Source organism: Streptomyces sp. NPDC053048 (genome assembly GCF_044547045.1).
GTDB lineage: Bacteria > Actinomycetota > Actinomycetes > Streptomycetales > Streptomycetaceae > Streptomyces.
This window is the reverse complement of record NZ_JBITZS010000009.1, coordinates 303086-322078: the sequence shown is the minus strand read 5'-3', so window position 1 is coordinate 322078 and position 18993 is coordinate 303086. Positions and strand designations below refer to the sequence as shown.

The 18993-nt window shown below is 69.8% G+C and carries 22 protein-coding genes and 1 pseudogene; 8 read left to right on the top strand and 15 right to left on the bottom strand.

Going from position 1 to position 18993, the window contains the following annotated elements:
* Positions 1-80: 80 nt before the first annotated feature.
* The gene (locus ACIG36_RS25230; protein WP_399932317.1) at positions 81-1646 is read right to left on the bottom strand and encodes a DHA2 family efflux MFS transporter permease subunit; all 1566 of its coding nucleotides are present in this window, start codon (positions 1644-1646) and stop codon (positions 81-83) included.
* Between the two features lie 88 nt (positions 1647-1734).
* Positions 1735-2745, bottom strand: a complete 1011-nt coding sequence (locus tag ACIG36_RS25225) for a zinc-binding dehydrogenase (protein ID WP_399932315.1) — start codon at positions 2743-2745, stop codon at positions 1735-1737.
* Between the two features lie 221 nt (positions 2746-2966).
* Between ACIG36_RS25225 and ACIG36_RS25220 the strand changes: the two genes are divergently transcribed.
* Entirely contained in the window at positions 2967-3683 is a 717-nt protein-coding gene (locus ACIG36_RS25220; RefSeq protein WP_399931983.1) for a pentapeptide repeat-containing protein, read from the top strand.
* 69 nt (positions 3684-3752) lie between these two features.
* Here the strand turns inward: ACIG36_RS25220 and ACIG36_RS25215 are convergent, their stop codons facing one another.
* Complete coding sequence (locus ACIG36_RS25215; protein WP_399931980.1) at positions 3753-4247, bottom strand: hypothetical protein; 495 nt, start codon at positions 4245-4247, stop codon at positions 3753-3755.
* A 79-nt stretch (positions 4248-4326) separates the two neighbouring features.
* Entirely contained in the window at positions 4327-5946 is a 1620-nt protein-coding gene (locus ACIG36_RS25210; RefSeq protein ID WP_399931977.1) for a M4 family metallopeptidase, read from the bottom strand.
* Between the two features lie 535 nt (positions 5947-6481).
* On the opposite strand from ACIG36_RS25210, the gene ACIG36_RS25205 reads away from it, so the two are divergent.
* The gene (locus ACIG36_RS25205) at positions 6482-6961 is read left to right on the top strand and encodes a GNAT family N-acetyltransferase (protein ID WP_399931974.1); all 480 of its coding nucleotides are present in this window, start codon (positions 6482-6484) and stop codon (positions 6959-6961) included.
* Between the two features lie 55 nt (positions 6962-7016).
* Here the strand turns inward: ACIG36_RS25205 and ACIG36_RS25200 are convergent, their stop codons facing one another.
* The 3 genes from ACIG36_RS25200 to ACIG36_RS25190 form a co-directional block, all read right to left on the bottom strand.
* On the bottom strand, positions 7017-7208 hold the full coding sequence (locus ACIG36_RS25200) for an antitoxin (protein WP_399931971.1): 192 nt from the start codon (positions 7206-7208) through the stop codon (positions 7017-7019).
* Positions 7209-7360: 152 nt separating this feature from the next.
* Positions 7361-8878: a DUF6301 family protein gene (locus tag ACIG36_RS25195; RefSeq protein ID WP_399931968.1), complete on the bottom strand. Its 1518-nt coding sequence runs from the start codon at positions 8876-8878 to the stop codon at positions 7361-7363.
* 86 nt (positions 8879-8964) lie between these two features.
* The gene (locus ACIG36_RS25190; protein WP_399931965.1) at positions 8965-9609 is read right to left on the bottom strand and encodes a hypothetical protein; all 645 of its coding nucleotides are present in this window, start codon (positions 9607-9609) and stop codon (positions 8965-8967) included.
* A gap of 118 nt (positions 9610-9727) precedes the next feature.
* On the opposite strand from ACIG36_RS25190, the gene ACIG36_RS25185 reads away from it, so the two are divergent.
* On the top strand, positions 9728-10201 hold the full coding sequence (locus ACIG36_RS25185; RefSeq protein WP_399931962.1) for a carboxymuconolactone decarboxylase family protein: 474 nt from the start codon (positions 9728-9730) through the stop codon (positions 10199-10201).
* 140 nt (positions 10202-10341) lie between these two features.
* Complete coding sequence (locus ACIG36_RS25180) at positions 10342-10680, top strand: hypothetical protein (RefSeq protein WP_399932348.1); 339 nt, start codon at positions 10342-10344, stop codon at positions 10678-10680.
* A gap of 48 nt (positions 10681-10728) precedes the next feature.
* Here ACIG36_RS25180 and ACIG36_RS25175 read toward each other — a convergent pair.
* Together ACIG36_RS25175 and ACIG36_RS25170 are read right to left on the bottom strand one after the other, a co-directional pair.
* Positions 10729-10839, bottom strand: a pseudogene (locus tag ACIG36_RS25175) (DUF6255 family natural product biosynthesis protein); the annotation flags it as partial.
* Complete coding sequence (locus ACIG36_RS25170; RefSeq protein ID WP_399931959.1) at positions 10836-11210, bottom strand: hypothetical protein; 375 nt, start codon at positions 11208-11210, stop codon at positions 10836-10838. The gene ACIG36_RS25170 and the pseudogene ACIG36_RS25175, both read right to left, overlap by 4 nt.
* A gap of 119 nt (positions 11211-11329) precedes the next feature.
* On the opposite strand from ACIG36_RS25170, the gene ACIG36_RS25165 reads away from it, so the two are divergent.
* On the top strand, positions 11330-12316 hold the full coding sequence (locus ACIG36_RS25165; protein ID WP_399931956.1) for a Scr1 family TA system antitoxin-like transcriptional regulator: 987 nt from the start codon (positions 11330-11332) through the stop codon (positions 12314-12316).
* A complete protein-coding gene (locus ACIG36_RS25160) occupies positions 12246-12434 on the top strand; it encodes a DUF397 domain-containing protein (protein WP_399931953.1) in 189 nt (62 codons plus the stop codon). The genes ACIG36_RS25165 and ACIG36_RS25160 overlap by 71 nt, the downstream gene beginning before the upstream one ends.
* Positions 12435-12467: 33 nt before the next feature.
* Here the strand turns inward: ACIG36_RS25160 and ACIG36_RS25155 are convergent, their stop codons facing one another.
* The gene (locus ACIG36_RS25155) at positions 12468-12893 is read right to left on the bottom strand and encodes a MarR family winged helix-turn-helix transcriptional regulator (RefSeq protein WP_399931950.1); all 426 of its coding nucleotides are present in this window, start codon (positions 12891-12893) and stop codon (positions 12468-12470) included.
* Between the two features lie 173 nt (positions 12894-13066).
* Positions 13067-13414 (bottom strand): hypothetical protein, encoded by a 348-nt coding sequence (locus ACIG36_RS25150; protein WP_399931947.1) that lies wholly within the window; start codon positions 13412-13414, stop codon positions 13067-13069.
* 363 nt (positions 13415-13777) lie between these two features.
* Between ACIG36_RS25150 and ACIG36_RS25145 the strand changes: the two genes are divergently transcribed.
* Both ACIG36_RS25145 and nadD read left to right on the top strand, forming a co-directional pair.
* Positions 13778-14572, top strand: a complete 795-nt coding sequence (locus ACIG36_RS25145; protein ID WP_399931944.1) for a BTAD domain-containing putative transcriptional regulator — start codon at positions 13778-13780, stop codon at positions 14570-14572.
* 40 nt (positions 14573-14612) lie between these two features.
* Positions 14613-15182: a nicotinate-nucleotide adenylyltransferase gene (nadD, locus tag ACIG36_RS25140; protein ID WP_399932312.1), complete on the top strand. Its 570-nt coding sequence runs from the start codon at positions 14613-14615 to the stop codon at positions 15180-15182.
* Here nadD and ACIG36_RS25135 read toward each other — a convergent pair.
* Genes ACIG36_RS25135 through ACIG36_RS25120 form a run of 4 tightly spaced genes read right to left on the bottom strand, consistent with a single transcriptional unit; the run spans position 15164 to position 18980 of the window.
* Complete coding sequence (locus tag ACIG36_RS25135; RefSeq protein WP_399931940.1) at positions 15164-16318, bottom strand: acyltransferase family protein; 1155 nt, start codon at positions 16316-16318, stop codon at positions 15164-15166. The genes nadD and ACIG36_RS25135 overlap by 19 nt on opposite strands.
* Positions 16319-17272, bottom strand: coding sequence for an NAD-dependent epimerase/dehydratase family protein (locus ACIG36_RS25130; protein WP_399931937.1), 954 nt, complete (start codon positions 17270-17272; stop codon positions 16319-16321). It lies immediately after the preceding gene.
* 28 nt (positions 17273-17300) lie between these two features.
* Positions 17301-17984 carry an HAD family hydrolase gene (locus tag ACIG36_RS25125; protein WP_399931934.1) on the bottom strand — a complete coding sequence of 228 codons (684 nt, stop codon included), beginning with the start codon at positions 17982-17984 and terminating at the stop codon, positions 17301-17303.
* A gap of 24 nt (positions 17985-18008) precedes the next feature.
* On the bottom strand, positions 18009-18980 hold the full coding sequence (locus ACIG36_RS25120) for a ScbA/BarX family gamma-butyrolactone biosynthesis protein (RefSeq protein ID WP_399931931.1): 972 nt from the start codon (positions 18978-18980) through the stop codon (positions 18009-18011).
* Positions 18981-18993 lie beyond the last annotated feature (13 nt).

The following is an 18993-nucleotide window of genomic DNA, read 5'->3' as shown; positions in this document are numbered from 1 at the left end:
GTGGGGTGCGCCACCGGATTTCGTTCGCGCAGTTGAACGCTTTGTTCTCTTCTGTTCCCTTGTTCTCTGTTCCGCTCGGCTCATACGGCTCGCATGCGGTGCGGGTCGTAGGCCGGTGCGCGGTCGGGGTCGGCGGGCGGGCGTCCGGGGGCTCGGGCGGTGACCATCGTCCAGCCGACGACGGCCGCGAGCAGCATGATCCCGGCGCCCCAGGCGATGGCGACGCCGAAGCCGTGCACGACGCCCTCCTTGGCGATCCGCTCCTGTACGGACGGACCGAATCCGCCGGTCGCCGCCGCTGTCCTGAGGCGGGCGGCGATGTAGCCGGTGCCGGCGGAGGTGGCGATGGTGTTCAGCAGCGCCGTACCGATGGAACCGCCCACCTGCTGCGCGGTGTTGACGGTGGCGGAGGCGACTCCCGCGTCGCGTGGGTCGATTCCGCTGGTGGCGACGTCGATGACGGGCATGAAGATCAGGCCCATGCCGGTGCCGACGAGGAGTTCGGCGGGCAGCACATGGGTGACGAACGCGGGCTCGACGGTCAGGAACGTCAGCAGGAAGAGGCCGCCGGCGGCCACCAGCGCGCCGGGCGTGATCAGCAGGCGCGGTGGGAGGCGTTTGAGCAGCCGGGCCGAGATCTGGGTGGAGGAGAACACGATGGCGCCGGTCATCGGCAGGAAGGCCAGACCGGTCCGCAGCGGGGAGTACCCGAGGACGACCTGCATGTAGTAGGTCATGAACAGGAACATGCCGAACATCCCCACGACCGCCAGGGCCATCACCGTGATCGCACCGCCGCGGTTGCGTTCGCGGATGATGTGCAGGGGCAGCAGGGGGCTGCGGACCCGGTTCTGCCACCAGGCGAACGCCGCCAGCAGCGCGACGCCGCCGCACAGCAGGGCGAGGACGAACGGATCGCCCCAGCCGCGCGGCTCGGCCTCGCTGCAGCCGTAGACGATGGCGACCAGCCCGCCGCAGCCCAGCACCACGCCGGGCAGGTCGAGGCGGGGCCGCGCGTCCCGGGCGGGCCGGTGGTCGCGCAGCAGCCAGACCGCGCCGAGCACGGCGACGAGGGCGACGGGCACGTTCACGTACAGGCACCAGCGCCAGTCGAGGTACTCGGTCAGCAGCCCGCCCGCGATGAGGCCGATGGCCGCGCCGCCGCCGGCGAGGGCGCCGTAGATGCCGAAGGCCTTTCCGCGCTCCTTGACGTCCGTGAAGGTCGTGGTCAGCAGCGACAGTGCCGCCGGGGCGAGGACTGCCCCGAAGGCCCCCTGCAGCGCGCGGGCGGCGAAGAGCAGGCCGGAGGCGTGCGCGGCGCCCCCGAGGGCGGAGGCGCCGGCGAAGCCGACGAGGCCGATGACGAAGGTGCTCTTGCGCCCGACGAGGTCGGCGATCCTGCCCCCGAGCAGCAGGAGCCCGCCGAAGGCGAGGCTGTAGGCGGTGATGACCCATTGCCGGTTGGTGTCGGACATGCCCAGTTCGTGCTGGGCCGACGGGAGGGCGATGTTCACGATGGTGGCGTCGAGGACGACCATCAGCTGGGCGAGGGCGATGACCACCAGCCCCCACCAGCGGCGCGGATCTGCGCCGGGTGGGTGGGGCGAGGGTGCGGAGTCCGTGGACACGCGGGGTGCGCGGGACATACGGGACACGCGGTCCAGCGTAGGCCTGATGGGTGATATGCGCTTGTTGGGCGATAAAGGTGCCTTTTTGTCGGCGGTGAGCGCGCCGTCAGGGGATCAGGACGACCTTGCCGATCGTTCCGCGCGTCTCCAGGGCCCGGTGCGCGGCCGCGGCCTCGGCGAGCCGGAAGCGGTGCACGGCCGGGACGACGTTGCCCGCGGCGGCCTGGGCGAGGGACTCCTCCTCGAGACGACGCAGGCCCACCTGACCGCCGCCGAACCGTTCCAGCATGGCCGGGCCCAGGACGCTCCGTGACGTGACGGACCGGGCGGCGAGTTCGTCGGCGTCGAGCTCGAGCGGTCCGCCGCCGGTGATGCCCTGTGCCGACCAGCCGAAGACCAGGTGGGTGCCGCCGGGCCCGAGCAGGTCGACGGCGGCCCGTGCGGCCGGTCCGCCGACCCCGTCGAAGACGACGGTGGCCGCGCGCCCCCGCAGCGCGGTGCGGGCCCGCTCGGCCCAGGCGGGGTCGTTGTAGTCGAGGGCGATGTCCGCGCCGAGCTCCTGGACGTGCCGGACCTTGGCGGGCCCGCCCGCCAGGCCCACGACGGTGGCCCCGGCCCGCTTCGCGTACTGCACGAGCAGCGACCCGATGCCGCCGGCGGCCGCGGTCACGATCACGACGTCCTCGCCGGTCAGTTCGGTGAAGCCGAGGATGCCGAGCGCGGTGCGGCCCGTTCCGATCATGGCGATGGCCTGGTCGTCGCCGAGCCCGTCGGGGATCTCGTGCAGCCGGTCGGCGTCGACGACGGCGAGCTCCGCGTAGCCGCCGGGGTTGGCGGGGCCCATGTGGGCGACCACGCGCCGCCCCAGCCACCGGGGGTCGGTGCCCTCGCCGAGCGCCTCGACGGTTCCGGCGATCTCACGGCCGGGGATGCCGGGGAGCTCGGGGAGGGGGTAGGGACCGTTGGGGTCGCCGGCGCGCAGCGCGGTGTCGACGAGGTGGACGCCGGCGGCGGCAACCGCGACGCGCACCTGGCCGGGGGCGGGGGAGGGGGCGTCGGTCCGCTCGTGGACGAGGTTCTCGGCGGGGCCGAAGGCGTGCAGGCGGACGGCGTACATGGTGGACACGGCGGTCTCCCGGGTGCGAGGCGTGGTGTGTGAGGGGCGTGACTCCTTGACTCCTTGAGTCTTCAACCTGAAGCGGACTTGAGGTCAAGAGTGGGTTGTCAGTGGCGTGTGCCACGGTGGGTGTGCGCGGAGAGTGACGGCGTCCGGGTGCCGGCTGGCCGTGTGCACGGGGATGCGGACGTGGCGTAGGTGGCGGAAGGTGGTGCGTTGTGATGGCGACGGCTCGGGGAGCGCGCAGCGGGCAGCGGCGGCGGGCGGTGGAGGCGACGGGGCCGGTGGCGCGGTTGCCCGAGGTGCGGCTGCCCGCGTTGCGGCCGTACGAAGGGGCGGAGCTGGAGCCCGAGGGGGATTACGACGGGCTCGGGTTCACGGGGACGGACTTCGCGGGCCGGGACGGGACGGGCGCGTACTTCGTGGATTGCGGACTGTACCGCTGCACGCTGGACGAGACCCGGCTGGGCCGGGCGCGGTTCGTCGACTGCGTGCTGGACGGCGTGCGCGGGGTGGGCACGGACCTGGCGGAGGCACGGCTGCGCGATGTGGAGGTGCGTGACGCGCGGTTCGGCGGCGTGCAGCTGCACGCCGCCGTCCTGCAACGAGTGGTGATCAAAGGCGGCAAGATCGACTACCTGAACGCGCGCAAGGCCGAGCTCAAGGACGTCACCTTCGACGGCTGTGTGCTCTCCGAGGCCGACTTCGGGGACGCGAGCCTGGAGCGGGTCGTCTTCCGGGACTGCGTGCTGCGCCAGGCGGACTTCCGCGGCACACGGATGAAGGACGTCGACCTGCGCGCCGTCGCGGAGCTGGACATCGCGCGGGGCGTCGAGCGGCTGGCGGGGGCGGTCGTCAGCCCGGCACAATTGATCGATCTCGCTCCGGCCTTCGCGGCCGCGATAGGCGTCAGGGTGGAGGCGCCGCCGACGGAATGAGGGTGCTCCGCCCGCGGGCCGAGGTCGGTGGGGCCGGGCCTGGTGGGGCCGGCCCGCTCGGGCCGGGGCTCACACGCGGGGAAAGCGGCTCTGCAGCTCCCAGATCACGGGGTTGTCGGCCAGGCCCTCGTGCATGTCGGCCAGGTCGGCGATGAGGTCGTGCAGGAAGTCGCGGGCCTCGCGGCGCAGCGCGCGGTGGTTGAAGGTCAGCGGCGGCTCGTCGGGTGCCCAGTCGGCGGTGACGTCGACCCAGCCGAAGCGGCGTTCGAAGACCATGCAGTCGGTGGACTCGGTGAAGTCCAGTTCGGCGAACTGGGTGGTGGCCGAGCGGTTGCCGCGGGGGTCCTGGTCGATCAGCTCGATGACGTCGCACAGCGCCCAGGCGAAGTCGAGCACCGGCACCCATCCCCAGGCTGTGGACAGTTCCCGGTCCGCCTTGACGTCGGCGAGGTAGACGTCGCCGCAGAAGAGGTCGTGCCGCAGCGCGTGGACGTCCGCGGTGCGGTAGTCCGTCTGCGGGGGGTCGGGGAAGCGGCGGGAGAGGGAGTAGCCGAGGTCGATCACGCCTCGATGGTACGTACGACAGCGGTGCCCCCGCTGCCACAGGGGCGGCGGGGGCACCGGGAGCAGACCCGTCAGGGGGTTACTTCACGTTGATCGCGGTCCAGGTGTTGGCGACCGTCTTGTACTCGGTGCTGGTGGAGCCGTAGAGGTCGGCGGTGGCCTTGAGGGTGGCGGCCCGCGCGGCCTTGTAGTTGGTGGTGGAGGTGAAGTACGTGGTCAGCGCCTTGTACCAGATCTTGGTGGCCTTGTCCCGGCCGATGCCCGTGATCTTGGAGTTGTTGTAGGTGGGGCTGTTGTAGCTCACCCCGTCGATGACCTTGCTGCCGCTGCCCTCGGAGAGCAGGTAGTAGAAGTGGTTGGCCGGGCCGGACGAGTAGTGGACGTCCACGTTGCCGAGGGAGGAGGACCAGTAGTCGCGCGACGAGCCGTCCTTGCTCGGCTTGTCCATGTAGCGCAGCGGGGTGCCGTCGCCGTTGATGTCGATCTTCTCGCCGATGAGGTAGTCGCCCTTGTCGGTCGAGTTCTTGGCGTAGAACTCGGTGGCGGTGCCGAAGATGTCGGACGTGGCCTCGTTCAGGCCGCCGGACTCGCCGCTGTAGCGCAGGTTGGCGGTGGCGGAGGTGACGCCGTGGGTCATCTCGTGGGCGGCGACGTCGAGCGACGTCAGCGGGTTGGCGTTGTTCTCGCCGTCACCGTAGGTCATGCAGAAGCAGTCGTCGTCCCAGAAGGCGTTGACGTAGCCGTTGCCGTAGTGGACGCGGGAGTAGGCGCCCTTGCCGTCGTTGCGGATGCCGCTGCGGCCGAGGGTGTTCTTGTAGAAGTCCCAGGTGACGGCCGCGCCGTAGTGCGCGTCGACACCCGCCTTCTGCCGGTCCGCGCCCCAGACGTCGCTGGAGTTGGTGAAGAGCGCGCCCGTGCCGGAGGTGCCCTGGTTCAGGTCGTACGTCTTGTGGCCGCCGCGCGCGCCGTCGGTGAGGGTGTAGCCCGAGCCGGACTGCGTGGTGGTCAGCGGCACGGTGCCGCTGTAGGTGCTGGTGCCCGAGCCGGTGTGCACGGTCTCGTTCTGGAAGAGCTTCTTGCCGGTGTTGGCGTCGGTGATGACCTGCAGCTTGCTCGGCGTGCCGTCCTTCTGGACGCCGGTGACGGTCGTCTCGTACGCCAGGACCGGCTTGCCCTGCGCGGCCCAGATGACCTTGCGCGGCGCCTTGCCGGCGTCGGCCTTGGCGGTCTTCTGGTCGGCGGCCGCGCTGAGCGCGGTCTTCTTCGCGGCGGAGGGCGCCTGCGAGGGGCTCGTGCTGGGCACGGCTATGTCGGCGTCGGTCGCCTTGGTGACGTCGCGGGCGCCGCTCTTCTTCTGGTGCACGACCAGGTCGCCGCCGAGGACCGGCAGGCCGTCGTACGTGCGCTCGTAGCGCGTGTGCACCGTCCCGTCCGCGTCCTTGACGACGTCACGGACGACCAGCTTCTCCTTGCCGCCGAGGCCGATCTTCGAGGCGGTGGAGGAGGCCGAACCCTGTGCGTCCTTGATCGCGGAGGCCCGCTGCCCGGCGGAGAGCGCGAGCTGCTGCCCGCCGTCGCTCTTGTCGGCCGAGGCGCTCGCCGAGCCCGTCTGCACACCGATGACGACCATGGTGGCGGAGGCGACCAGGGCGGCGGCACGCAGGGAGTTCTTGCGGGAGGTGGCGGTGATGCTTCTCAACTCAGTCTCCTATGAGGGGGGTTACGAGCGGCCTTGGAGTGAGGTCGCCCGCTGGTGCAGGAGTTGTGCAGGAGTGAATTGAGGAGAGAGTGCCATCGATTGGTCGACTTTGACAGGGGCGCAACAAGGATTTGATCTGTCGGTAACCGGTGACCGGCGGATTGAGTCCGCTATGCGGTGAGTTGGGCGGACTCGAAGATGTGTTCAACTGTTCGCCGACGGGAGTTGGGGGCGCGGAAACGATTCGGAAGGTTTCCGGGCGCGGCAAATCAGTAGCAAACGGGCGGCGGAGGCGGTGGAGAGGAAGGGTTCGGTATTGGAGATCAGGGTGTATTCGGAAGCGGAGATTCCGGATGAACTCCGGGCCCGTAGAGCGGCATTGCACGAGGAGGCATGGCCGGGGACGGGCGGAGACGCGCACGACCCTGCGCTGCGACCCGTGACGGTACTACTGACAACACCCGCTCCGACAGAGGGCGGAGCCGGTGGAGTGGGTGGAGTGGGTCAAGTGGGCGCAGTGGGTGAAGTGGGTCAAGTGGGCGCAGTGGTGGCGGTGCTGGACATCCTCACCAAGGACGTCACGCACGGCGGACACACCTACCGGGCGGCAGGTCTGAGCGCTGTCGTCACGGCCGCCCGGCACCGGGGCAAGGGAAACGGGCGGCAGCTCGTGGCTGCCGCCCGTGAGTTGATCGCGGGGAGCGGTGCGGATGCCGGCCTCGGCTCGCTTCCGCTTGCCGGGCCCGGCTCACGTCCGCTCGCGCGGAGCGTGGACCTCGCGCTCTTCACCTGCGACCGTCCGCTGCGGGCCTTCTACGAGAGCGCGGGGTGGGGCGTGCTGGACGGGGCAGTGCTCATCGGCGGTACGCCGGAAGCCCCCTTCCCAAGTGACCAACCGGGGTTCGACAAGGTCACCATGGCCGCCTTCTTCACCGAGCGGGCGAAGCGGAACGCGGCCGCCTTCCGGCACAGCCGCATCGGACTCCACCCGGGCGAGATCGACAGACTCTGGTGACGAGCGGGCCTGCGGTGGTGACGGGCGGGCCTGCCTGGTTCGGCCGACGGCCGTATCAGGGCTGCTGGTCGTCGCGCTTCTGCTGCGTGCCCAACTGCTCGTTGATCTTCTGCTGGGCGGTGTCGACCTGGCTTTGGTACTTGCCCTGCGTCTTCGCGTCGAAGGCGTCGCCGGCCTTCTCCACTCCCTGCCTAGCGGTGTCCTCGTGGCCCTTGAGCAGGCCCTTCAGCTTGTCGAGCATGGACATGGTTGTCCTCCTTGTGGGAACGCCTGACGTCCTCAGGATCGCCGCGTTCGGCCCCCGCCGCATCCCAGGGCGGGGGCGCGCGGAGGCCACCGGGGGGCGCGTGGCGTGGGCCCGGCGGCCGCCCCGGAAGCCCGGGACGCACCCGGCGGGCGTCAGCGGCCTATGCCCAGCCCCGTCAGCCGCAGGAAGCCCTGCGTCCCGTAGGTGACCGAGCCGCAGCCGTAGGACTTGACGCTCAGGTCGCGCATCGGGTCCGTCACGCCGCGCACGCGCAGTTCGGCCACGAGGAGGCGGGCGGCCGCCACGGCCGAGGCGTCGTCCGGGTCCTTGAAGACGGCCTTCCACCGCTTGCCGTGACGCTGCCAGCCCGCCGCGAGCATCGCGGCGTCGGCCGCCTCCGCGTCGTCCCCGGAGCGCCCGCCCACGCGGATGTCGATGCCGTTCTTCACGTCATAGCTGATGGCCATGGTCCGTTTGCGGTCCCTGTGGTTGACGAGGGTGACCGACATCCGGTCCTCGCCCAGCTGGGCCGGTATCTGCTCGGCCCACGCCGGCAGGAGCAGTTCCAGGGCCTCCCGCAGGTGCTCCATGGTCAGCGCGAGCCGGCCGCCCGGCAGGTAGACGGGCTCCTCGCCGGGTCCGTAGCGGTGCAGCTGCCACGCGTAGGGCAGCCGGGGGAAGTCCGAGGGCCCGTCGGGGCCGCCGGACGGGCCGCCGTGCTCGAACGTCGCCATCTCGTCTGCCTCCAGCTCCTCGGCCGGATCGGCCCGGAGGCAGAACCTCCGCCCGTCGCCGAGCAGCCGCAGAACCCGGTTCGCGCTGCGCCAGCGGACGTCCGGGCCCGCGCCGGAGCCTCCGTAGCTGGTCGGCTGGCCGATGCTGTCGACGAGCGCGCCCAGCAGCCCCGCCGCGAGCTCGCGGCGCTCGCGCAGCCCGCTGCCGGGACGGACCTCGGTGAGCCCGACGTAGTCGTACCGGGGCAGGCCGGCGGCGTCCCGGGAGGCGTCGAAGCCCAGGAACGTCAGCTCCGGCACGTCCGGGTCGTCGGTGGTGACGCGGGCGCAGCCCGCGGCGTCGTCGAACCGCACGTCCCATCCGGGCCGAGCGGCGACGATCCGGCGGATGTCCGCCTGCGCCCAGGCGGCGGAATCGAGGTCGTGGAGCACGTGCGCGACCTCGCCGACCGCCGGGAAACGCTCCCGGACGGGGTGAATGGCGAGCCACACGCGCTGCTCGCTGCCCTGCAGGATCATCGTCCGGTCGGCGTTGCGCCAGCGCAGGCCCGGCCCGTCGGACATGACCTGATGACGGGTCGGCTCACCGACGGCGGCGAGCGCGTCGACCAGTTCGTGCAGCGCCTTCCGGCGCTCGGCAACAGGGGCGCTGTTGTAGGTGAGCAGCCCGACGGACACCATCCGGTAGTGCGAGCCCTTGTTCGTCCGCGCCCGGAAGTACAGCTCCGGCCCGGCCGAGCCGCGCGCGGGGTCCGTTCCTATGACCACCCCGTCGGTGAACTCGCGGTGCACTCGCCACCCCGGCTGCGCGGCGACGATCGCGTCGATCTCCGCGCGGCTCCAATCGCCCCAGCTGACGTCGTGCAGGGTCCGCACGAGCCGGGCGGCGGAGGCGGGATCGGTGGAGTGAGTGATGGCGGTGGCCCCGTTGTTCATGCGCAGAGCATGGCAGGGGGCACTGACATCGGCGGTCGGCGCGGGTGCCGATCAGGCGCGAGGCCTGATCAGGCCCGGTGGGTGAGTCAAACGTGGTCCCACGTCCGCTTCCAGATCGCCTTCCAGCGCCGCCGTTCGGCTGCCGCGAGGGCCGGGTCGAACGCCGCTGGGCTGCGCCTGAGCGCGACCCCGCACCGCGCGCACAACCGGTAAGCGTCGTAGGCGGATCGCCAGGCGGTCGTCCCGTGGTCGCCCGAGCAGACACGGCACTCCAGCGCCGATGAGGACGCGGACACCGACGCGGACGACGGGAGGAAGGAGCGGAGGATACGTTCCACCACGACCGGAAGCGGCTCATCCGGGTGCGACCCGGGATCGGGGCAGAAGGCGAGACTGCCCTCCCACCCCCGCCCCTGGTCCCGCCAACCGCCGTCCGGCCGCCGCTCGCGCAGCCCGCGCGCCTTCTCCCGGCGGCGGCGTTCGACGAACGCCGCCTCGTCCACCAGCCAGACCCCGCGGGCCGCGTGCAGCTCCTCCACCGCCCGTACCAGCGACGCGGGATCGTCGGTCAGCCGGACCGGAATCCGGGCGCTCCGGCACAGGTGGTGGTACGTCGCCCGGAAACCGTAGGGAGCGAAGCTCACGACACACGTGCGCAGGGCGGAGAGTCGGCGGTGAGCGGGGAGGCTCGTGTCGTGCACCCGCAGCCGATGCGTCGCGAAGCTGGTCATCGGGCGAGCGTACGACGACGTCCCGGGCGAGACGCACGTCACATTCGCTCCATGTCACGCCGTGCCCGAGCCGTTCCGTCCAAGGGGTGTAAGCAACGACAACGGCAAGGAGTGCACCATGGAAGCTCGTCTGAACCTCCTCGAGAACCCGTTCGCGGCCAAGGCGATCAAGCACTTCGTCGCGGTGGGCCAGGCGATCGCGGACACGACCCTGCCGGCCACGACGCGGGAACTGGTCCTGCTCCGCGCCAGCCAGATCAACGGCTGCGGCTACTGCGTCGACATGCACACCAAGGACGCGGCACACGCCGGCGAGAGCGCGGTGCGCCTGAACCTGGTCGCGGTCTGGCGGGAGGCCACGGTGTTCACCGACGCCGAGCGGGCCGCCCTGGAGCTGGCGGAGGAGGGCACCCGCATCGCCGACGCGGCCGGCGGCGTCAGCGACGCGGTCTGGGCGAACGCCGCCAAGCACTACGACGAGGAGCAGCTCGCCGCCCTGGTGACCCTCATCGCCATCATCAACACCTTCAACCGCCTGAACGTCATCACCCAGCAGCCTGCCGGCGACTACCAGCCCGGCCAGCACATATAGCCACTCCACGCGATGCGCCGGCCCGCCGCGCCCCCGGCGGCGCGGTCCCGGGAGCCACAATTCCGGTTGGACGCGGCGGCCGGCGCCGCTACCGTGCGGTCCCGTACGGTCGTATGGGCGCACGAGTGGGGGATCGGCGAATGGACCGGAGCGAACGGCGTGACCTTGAGCGTGCGATCGCGGAGGGCATCAAGCGTTCCCGACGCGGCAACAGACGCGAGATGAAGGAGGCGGTCGCCGAGGGCATCAGGCTCTACGAGCTCGAACGCGAGCGGGAACGCCGGGCGGCGATGCCGGCGCCGCCACGGACGCCGTCGGTCCGGCGGAAGGACGACCCGCGGGACCGCAAGACGGTGATCGAGCGGATCGGCGACGTCGCCCAGGTGCTCTGGGTCGCGGCCGTTGTGCTGTGGTACCTGCTGCTGGCATCGCCCTTCATCGCGGTCGTCGGCTTCCTGGTGTACTGGCTGGTCTTCTGAACCGGCGGTGGCCTGCGGCAGTCCGGGCGGCCGCAGCGCCCCGTACTCGCTGAACCGCTGGACGCCGCATCCGTCACAGCGCGAGACGCCTTCGGCGTGGGTCCAGCCGCCTCGGTGACGGCAGTTGGTCACCAGCCGTCCGGTGACGTACGAGGTCATGACGCGCCGCCTCCGCTTTCGCTTCCGCACAGGTGCGCCTTACGGACGTGGGCGCGCACGGCGATCGTCGCGGCGATCGCCAATTCCCGCTCGCCCTTGTCGACGGCCCGCCGCTGCGTCGCCAGCAACTCCGCGCACCGCCCGCATCCGGCGACCGCGGCGCCCACCCCCGCCGCCGCGCACTCCTTCCGCGACGCCAGCCGCAGCGCCTGCGGCGGCACGTCCCATGTCTGGCCGCCGTCGGGGCGCCTGACCAGCACGTGGCAGTCGACGGTGCCCATGACTTGGGCGAGCGTCGCACTGCGGGTGTCGATGACGTACGCGCCGACGCGGTAGGTCATGGCGTCGGGTGGGGTGGGGGTGTCGTGCACGGCGGACCGTTCCCTTCGAGGGTTTCTCACTGGCTGTACAGAGAGGGTGACCGTGCGGGGCTAGGCTGCGGGAGCGGGCAGGTGCCCGCAAAGTTGTTGCTGTCAGGGGGAGTTACGCCGTGGCCAAGGATTCGGGGCGGGCCGGTAAGTACGGACAGTCGAAGGTCGGCTGGGAATTCTTCGGCTCCGAGCTGAAGCGGCGGCGAGAGGCCGCCGGGCTGACGCAGCAAGAGCTCGGCAGACGGGTCTTCTGCTCGGGCACGTACATCGGCCAGTTCGAGACGGGCGTGCGCAAGCCGCAGCACGATGTCGCGGAGCGGATTGATGCAGAGCTGGAGACGGACGGGTTCTTCGCACGAATGTGCAAGGAGCTGATCGACAATGCTCCATTCGACAACCACTTCGTGGGAGTGGCCTACCTGGAGGGCTTGGCGGCTTCCATCCTCGCCTATGCGCCGTTCTTCGTACCGGGCCTGCTCCAGACGGAGGCTTACGCACGCGCGGTCTTCAAGGCGGGCTTCCCGCTGGAGCCGAACGAGAACATCGACGCCTGGGTGGACGCCCGTCTTGCTCGCCAGCACATTGTCAAGCAACCAACAAAGCCCCTGCTGTGGGTGATTCTCGACGAGAGCGCCATTCGCCGCCCTATCGGAGGCGCGGAGGTGATGCGTGAACAGCTGACGCACCTTGCAATGCTCGCTCGTGAGCGCCGCATCGTCCTCCAAGTGATGCCGATCAGTGTCGGTGCTCCTGCCCTAGGCGCCATGCTGAAGCTGATGACCTTCGACGACGCTCCTCCGGTGGCGTACACGGAAGGGGCTGTGAGCGGCCGTCTCATGGACGATCCGGCAATGGTTGCGATCTGCCAACGGTCCTACGATCTCCTCAGGGCTGACGCCATGTCGCCGGATGCGTCCCTGGCCTTGATCCAGTCAGTAGCGGAGGAATTCGCAGATGAGCAATGCGGCGCGCGACCTGAGCAGCGGCATGTGGCTCAAGAGCGGCTACAGCAACGGCCAGGGCGGCGACCGCGTCGTGGCCGCCGTGTGGCGCAAGAGTTCGTACAGCAGTGGTGGAGCGGGCGGCGGGGGCGACGACTGCGTTGAAGTCGCCGACAACATACCCGGTGCTGTCCCCGTCCGGGACAGCAAGAACCCCCACGGCCCCACCCTCACCTTCCGCGCCCCCGCCTGGGCGGCCTTCATCGCGGACGTCAAGGGCTGAGGCCTCGTTCCTTGAAGCGTGATCGTCGCTGACTCAGCCCGGTGAAACCTCTCCGCCCGCGTTGCGAATCATGCGCTGCAGAACCTTCAGTGTGATCAGGTATTCCTCGTCCGGAATGCCTGCGTGCACATGGTTGCGGCTGGTCCGCTGCGTCTCGGCAGCGCGCTGATGCAGCGCCCTGCCTTCGTCAGAGATCTGAAGCCGGCCGTCCGCGTCCGCGACGATCAGCATCCGCTCCAACAGAAGATCGATGTCGGGAGCTATGCCGGCGCCGACGTCCAAGTTGGCTTGCTGTGCACTGATCACCTCGCCCCGGGTGACACCGTTCTCGCTGTGCAGCACCTGGTGCAGCACCCACCATTGGGGCTGCGTGATTCCGATCGCAGCGAGCCGTCCCCTGACGTACGCCATCAGCGTCTTGTTCGCAGCCCACGTCCAGTACCCGATCGGCTGGTTCACCAGCTCTCGGTCCTCGTGTGAGTACTCCATCACGTCACGCCACCTTCTTCCTCGGTCGGCCTCGCCCGACACACCGTCCGAACGTAGGACCTCAACTGTGGTCCAGGTCAAGTGTGATCGCCCTGACATACAGCAACCGCGCCGCGCCGCAGGCCCGGTGTCCGGCAGGGGCGTCAGGACGACAGCTCGAAGGCTACGAGGAAGGCGTAGACCCCGTACGCGAGCAGGGCCGCCGCGCCCAGGAACGCGCCCGTCGCCGCGCCGGCTCCCGGGTGACGGCGGCGGGCCGCCGCCACGAGCGCACCCACCATCGCGCCCGCCGACGGGGCCCCGGCGATGATGCCGGTGAGCTGGGCGAAGTGGACGTTGGCCTCGTGGTTGCCCCGCCAGTCGGAACCCGAGGGGTTCTGGACGACGTGCAGTTGCAGCGTCCAGACCCATACGCAAGGGGCCAGGAACAGTGCGGCCAGGACGAGCATGGCCACTATGTAGGGCCTTCTGCTCTCTTCTCCGTGGGTCATGACCACCAGCATCGCCGAGCGCGCGGCTGCCGCGCATCCGTGCGCGTACTCAGTTTCCGGCCCCCGGCGAAATGATCCGCGGCGTCCTCGCGCCAAGGCCGGTGGGGCGAGGAGACCGACGGTCAAATAACGGACCGCATATTATTCCGCGTAGTATCCGGACGGGTGGTGTTTGTGGCGGCCGGTCCGCCGCCTGTTCTCCCCGGTCCCGCTTTTATCCAGCTTTCATGTGGTTCTGTGAGTGTCTCGCACGGTGAGCCGCTGCGGCCTTCCCTGAGTTTGTGGACATCAATCAACACGGGGGTGTTGGTGTTGCAATTCAAATTTCTTGGGGCGTTTGAATTAGAGCGTCGAGGGAAAAGTGTGACCGTGCCCGAGGGGCCCAAGCTGCGCAAGATCCTGGCATTGCTGGCCCTTCGCTCCAATCAGGTGGTTTCCTGTGCGGAAATCATGGAGGAGCTGTGGGGTGATGAGCCGCCCAGGACGGCCCTCCCGGCAATTCGTACTCATCTCTATCACTTGCGCCAGGCCATGCGGAAGGAAATCGGCGAAAAAGCGGCCGCCGACCTCATAGGAACCCGAGGAGTCGGCTACGTGTTCCGCGCGGAGCCGGGCCAGGTGGACGTGGAGTCCTTCCGGAGGCTCGCGCGGCGGGGCGAGGACCTGATGGAGGTCGGACGTCTGACCGAGGGGGCTTGGGTCCTGACCAAGGCGCTGGACATGTGGCGGGGCGACGCCCTGACCGACATCGCACGCGGCCAGCTGCTGGAGGGCCACGTCCGGCAGCTCCGGGAGATACGGACCCGGGCACTCCGGCAGCGGATCCAAGCCGATCTGCGGCTCGGCAGGCACGGCCGCGTCGTCGTCGAGCTGCAGGGACTGATGACCGCGCACACGTTGGACGAGCCCCTGCACTTCCAGTACATCACCGCGTTGATCCGCAGCGGCCGGCGGGCGGACGCGCTGCTCGCCTATGACGGCCTGCGCAGATCGCTGAGGGACGAGCTCGGGCTGGAACCCTGCCGGGAACTGCAGGAATTGCAGCGGGAGATCCTTTCCGGCATGGGCGTGCCCCGGCTTCCTTTCGGTGCGTCCGTCGCGGAATTCATGTCACGTTCTCTGCCGAAGGGTGATCGCCATCTCTCCCGTGTCTCGTGACCGTCCGGAAGGTGGCCCCGTGAAGCGGCGGCTGGGCGTGATGGGGGGTACGTTCGACCCCATTCACAACGGCCACTTGGTGGCGGCGAGTGAGGTGGCGCACCGTTTCCTTCTCGACGAGGTCGTCTTCGTTCCCGCGGGACGGCCGTGGCAGAAGGCAGGAAGCCGGGTCACTCCGGCGGAGGATCGCTATTTGATGACGGTGCTCGCCACCAATTCCAATCCGAAGTTCTCGGTGAGCCGGGTCGACATCGACCGTGGCGGCGACACCTACGCCGTCGACACCCTCCGGGATCTGCGCGCCGAGCACAGCGACGCCGATCTTTTCTTCATCACCGGTGCCGACGCGCTGACGCAGATCTTCAGCTGGGTCGACGTCGAGCGGGTCTTCTCCCAGGCCCACTTCATCGGGGTGACCCGGCCGGGGCACGAGCTGCAGGACCCGGGTCTCCCCGAGGGAGGTGTGTCCCTGGTCGAGGTGCCCGCCCTGGCGATCTCCTCCACGGGCTGTCGCGAGCGAGTGGCCGGGGGCCACCCGATCTGGTACCTCGTACCGGACGGGGTGGCCCGTTACGTCGAACGGCGGAGGCTCTACCGAGCGGAGGGCTGAACCGGGCGCGACTGTGCCGCCCGCCGGGCCCAGCGGGCCATGGCCGGACGTTCCACGGCCGCGTGCAGCAGCCATGAGGCGACCAGACTCAGCGCCAGCGCGAGCAGTCCAAGACCGATCGCCGTCGGGACCGGTGCCTGGTGCTTGAGGTGGAATCGTTCCTCCGCGTCGGACAGCAGCACTTGGTGCACGAGGTAGAAGGCGAAGGACACTTCACCGAGCCACACCCAGAGAGGGCCGCTCATCGCGGTACGCCGCCCGGCCGCGTCGGCGGTGGCGGCGGCGGGAATCAGCAGGGCGAGGGGGACGACGGTGATGGCGTTGAGCTGGAACAGCAGCGGTACGTACAGGCCGACGAGGTAGAACACGATCACAAGGCCGGCGGCCGGGAGCAGACGAGGGCCGGTCCACCGGCCCGTCAGTACCAGCCGGGCCAGCAGGATGCCGAGGACGAAATCGAGCAGTCGCACCGGCGGGAAGACATAGGTGAACCACACCTGCGTCACCGATTGGCCGTGCAGCGACGAGGCGTCGCTCACGTGCGCGAAGGGCGTGCCCTCCGGCAACAGCCGGGCCACAAGCGGGACGCACACGATCGCTACGGCGACCGCCGCTGTCCACCAGCGCAGCCTGTTCTCCGGAATGCGCCGCACCAGGCGCAGCAGGAAGGGGAAGGCGAGGTAGAAGAGCAGCTCGCAAGAGAGCGACCAGCTGGGGATGTTGACGCTGAAGACGATGCTTTCCCGGGGCAGCCACGCCTGGAGGAGCAGGAGGTTGGGCACGGCTTGCGCGAGCCCGGCGGTGGCCGCAGCGTAGAGCGCCATCGTGATGACGAACATCACCAGGTGGTTGGGGTAGATCTTCACCAGGCGCCGTCTGAGAAACGTTCCCACGGTGTCCCGGTCGCGGGCGGACCACGTCAGGATGAACCCGCTGAGCATGAAGAAGAAGGACACGCCGATCCAGCCGCCGTTCTTCGCGAGGAAGACGAAGGGGCCGTGATCCGGGCCCGATCGTTTGATCGGGCTCATGATCGACAGGTGGAAGGCGAACACCATGAGGGCGGCGATGAACCTCATGCCGGTCAGGGTCGGGAGCCGGGACTTCCGGCTCTCCGGATTCAGTTGCGCGACCATTTATGCCACCTCTTGGGGAGACTGGTATCTCTGCCGGTACCAGTGGGCGTGGTGATGGATGTTGCTCTTGAAGCCGGGGCCCGGGTCGCAGTGAATGTCGCTCCACAAGGGGCCGGAGTCGAACCAGTGGTCGGTGGCGACCATGTCCACGAAGTGCGTGGACAGTCCGGCGGCCCGCAGCCGCTCCCGCGCCGCCGCATAGGTGAGCGCCGGGCCGGTCGTCGGCAGGTCCACGATGGTGGCTAGGGTCTCGATCAAGTCCGAGCAGAAGACGGGCTCGGGATGGGCCGCGTGGTAGACCGCACCGCCGAGGCGCTCCCGGGGCATGAGTGCCAGGTGGACCATGGCACGGGCCAGATCGTCGACGTCGATCACGGAGAGACGGGAATGCCAGCCCTCGGTGGGGGAGCCCAGGGTGCGCAGAAGGTCCAGCAGGCCGGCGATGGACCAGACATCGCCCTCGCCGTACACCAGGTAGGGCCTGACGACCGTCCCGCCGGCTTCCAGGACGAGCCGCTCGGCCTGTTCCCGGGTCCGGCTGACCGCCGATCGGGGGGCCGGCTCGAGATCGGCGACACGGGCGTTCCGGTAGACGCCCCGCCCGTACACGGAGGCGGTGCTGAGATGGACCACGCGCGAGACGCCCGCGCGCTGTGCCTCCTCCAGCAGTGCCTGTGTGCCGCGTACGTTGACGTCCTCGCAGAGTTCCGGCGGGCCGCTCACCACGGACGCGCAGTGCAGGAGTACGTCCACGCCGTCACACGTTCCCCGCAGGGACGAGGGCACGGCGAGATCGGCGTCGATCCGCAGGGCCGCGCCGGACAAGTCCTCCGGCAAGGCCTGGCGGTGTGCCATGAGCCTCAGAGACGGCACACCGGGCACGCGCGCGGCCGCACGGACCACGCGACTGCCGATGAAACCACTGGCACCAGTGATCATGATGGTGGGGAGCACGCGGCTTCCTCCCTTTCGGTCGCGGGGTTCACAGGAGGCCGGGCAGGCCTGTGACGGAGGCCAGTTCCTCGAGGGCCTGGGCGTTGTCGCGGAAATGCACGGCACGCCACCCCCGCGACCGGGCGGCCTCGCAGTTCCGCGGGAGGTCGTCGACCAGGACACAGTCCTCGGCGCCCACCCCGGCCGTCTGCTCCGCCAGGGCGAAGATCTCCTGACCGGGCTTGCAGTGCCCCACCCGGGATGAGTCGATGACGACGTCGAAGTCGCCGGCCGGTGCGATGATCGCGTGCCAGTGGGGCTCCCACTCGGCCACGTTGTTGGAGAGGATGCCGACCCGCAGTCCGCCTTCCCGGATCCGTTGGACCGCCCGCACCATCTGTGGGTTCGCGGTGATGCCCTCGAACCACTGCTGCCCGAAATGCTTCAGCCGGGCTTTCGACAGGTCGGTGTCCGGATCTGCCGCGCGCAGTGCGTCGGCCACCCTGCCGCCCCACTCGGCCTCGCTCATCAGACCGCGGTACAACGGGGGATGTTCGGTGGTTGCCGACTCTCCGGTCACCTTGGCGATGGCGGCTTTCAGCCGCTCGCCGGTGATTCCGGTCTTCGCCTCGTAGGAGCGGTACAGCTCGTCCATCGGGGGCGAGAGAACGCCGCCGAAGTCGAACCAGATCATGGCGTCGCGCATGGCGTCCTTCACTGGGGTCACGGTCACGGGTCACGTGCTACGGGCAGGGGGTCACGGCAGGATGCGGGAGAGGACGATCGTGCCGACGGCCGTTTCCACGCCCTCCTGCAGGACCGCCATGGCGAAGACGGCCGTGGAGCCGTTGTCGGCGGTGTCGAGGAGGACCGCCCGGCAATCGGTCGGCAGCTCGAATTCGGCGAAACGTGTGAAGTCCACGGACAGTCGGGTGACCGACAGTTCGCGCGGCGGCAGGCCGAGCACGGTGTGGGCGGCCAGGAGCGCGGTCTGGCGGAACGCCTCCACCATCACCGCCCCCGGTATGTGGTCGAGGGGGTGATCGAAGAGAGAGGGGTGGGACCGGTCGACCGCGACCTGTCCGACCACCTCCTCGTCCTGGACCCGGACGCCGGCGAGCAGCACGTTCCGGGGGGAGAGACGTCCCGCGGCCGAAGGATCGAACCCGGGAGCGGACAGGTACGGCCGGGCCGGATCGAGATGGAGGCCGGCCCGGCCCCGGCTGCGTAACGTGTTCCAGACCGAAGCGGTCGTCCAGGCGAAGGCCAGCCTTCCCATGACGGCCTCCCGGTCGTCGACCGTGGCGCGCATGTCCACGGTGAGACCGGTGAGACGGCCCGCGCGGCGCTGCTCCTCGCCGGTGTGCAGCCGGACGAGCATGTGCCCCGGGTGCGGACCGACGCGCAGGGCGGCCGGGTCGGTGATGGTGAGCTCCGCGCCGTCGAGGAAGGACTTGTGGCTGGGCTGGACGTCCAGGAATTCGTGGCCGAGGTAGAGGAAGGTCTGCCGGAATACCTCGAGAACCAGCAGGGGGTCGTACGAGGGCACGACCGTGTCGTGGTCGCTGTAGTAGGCGTGATTGCGCGGGAGCTGGGCGGCGGCCAGGAACTCCTGATCGGAGACGCGCCGCACGTCGGTCAGGAACACCTCGCTGACCGCGGCGCGGTGCACCGCCTCGCGAGGCACGGTCGAGGAGAAGGAGAGGGGCTGCTGTGGGCAATGAGGCATGGGGTTCCAGGCG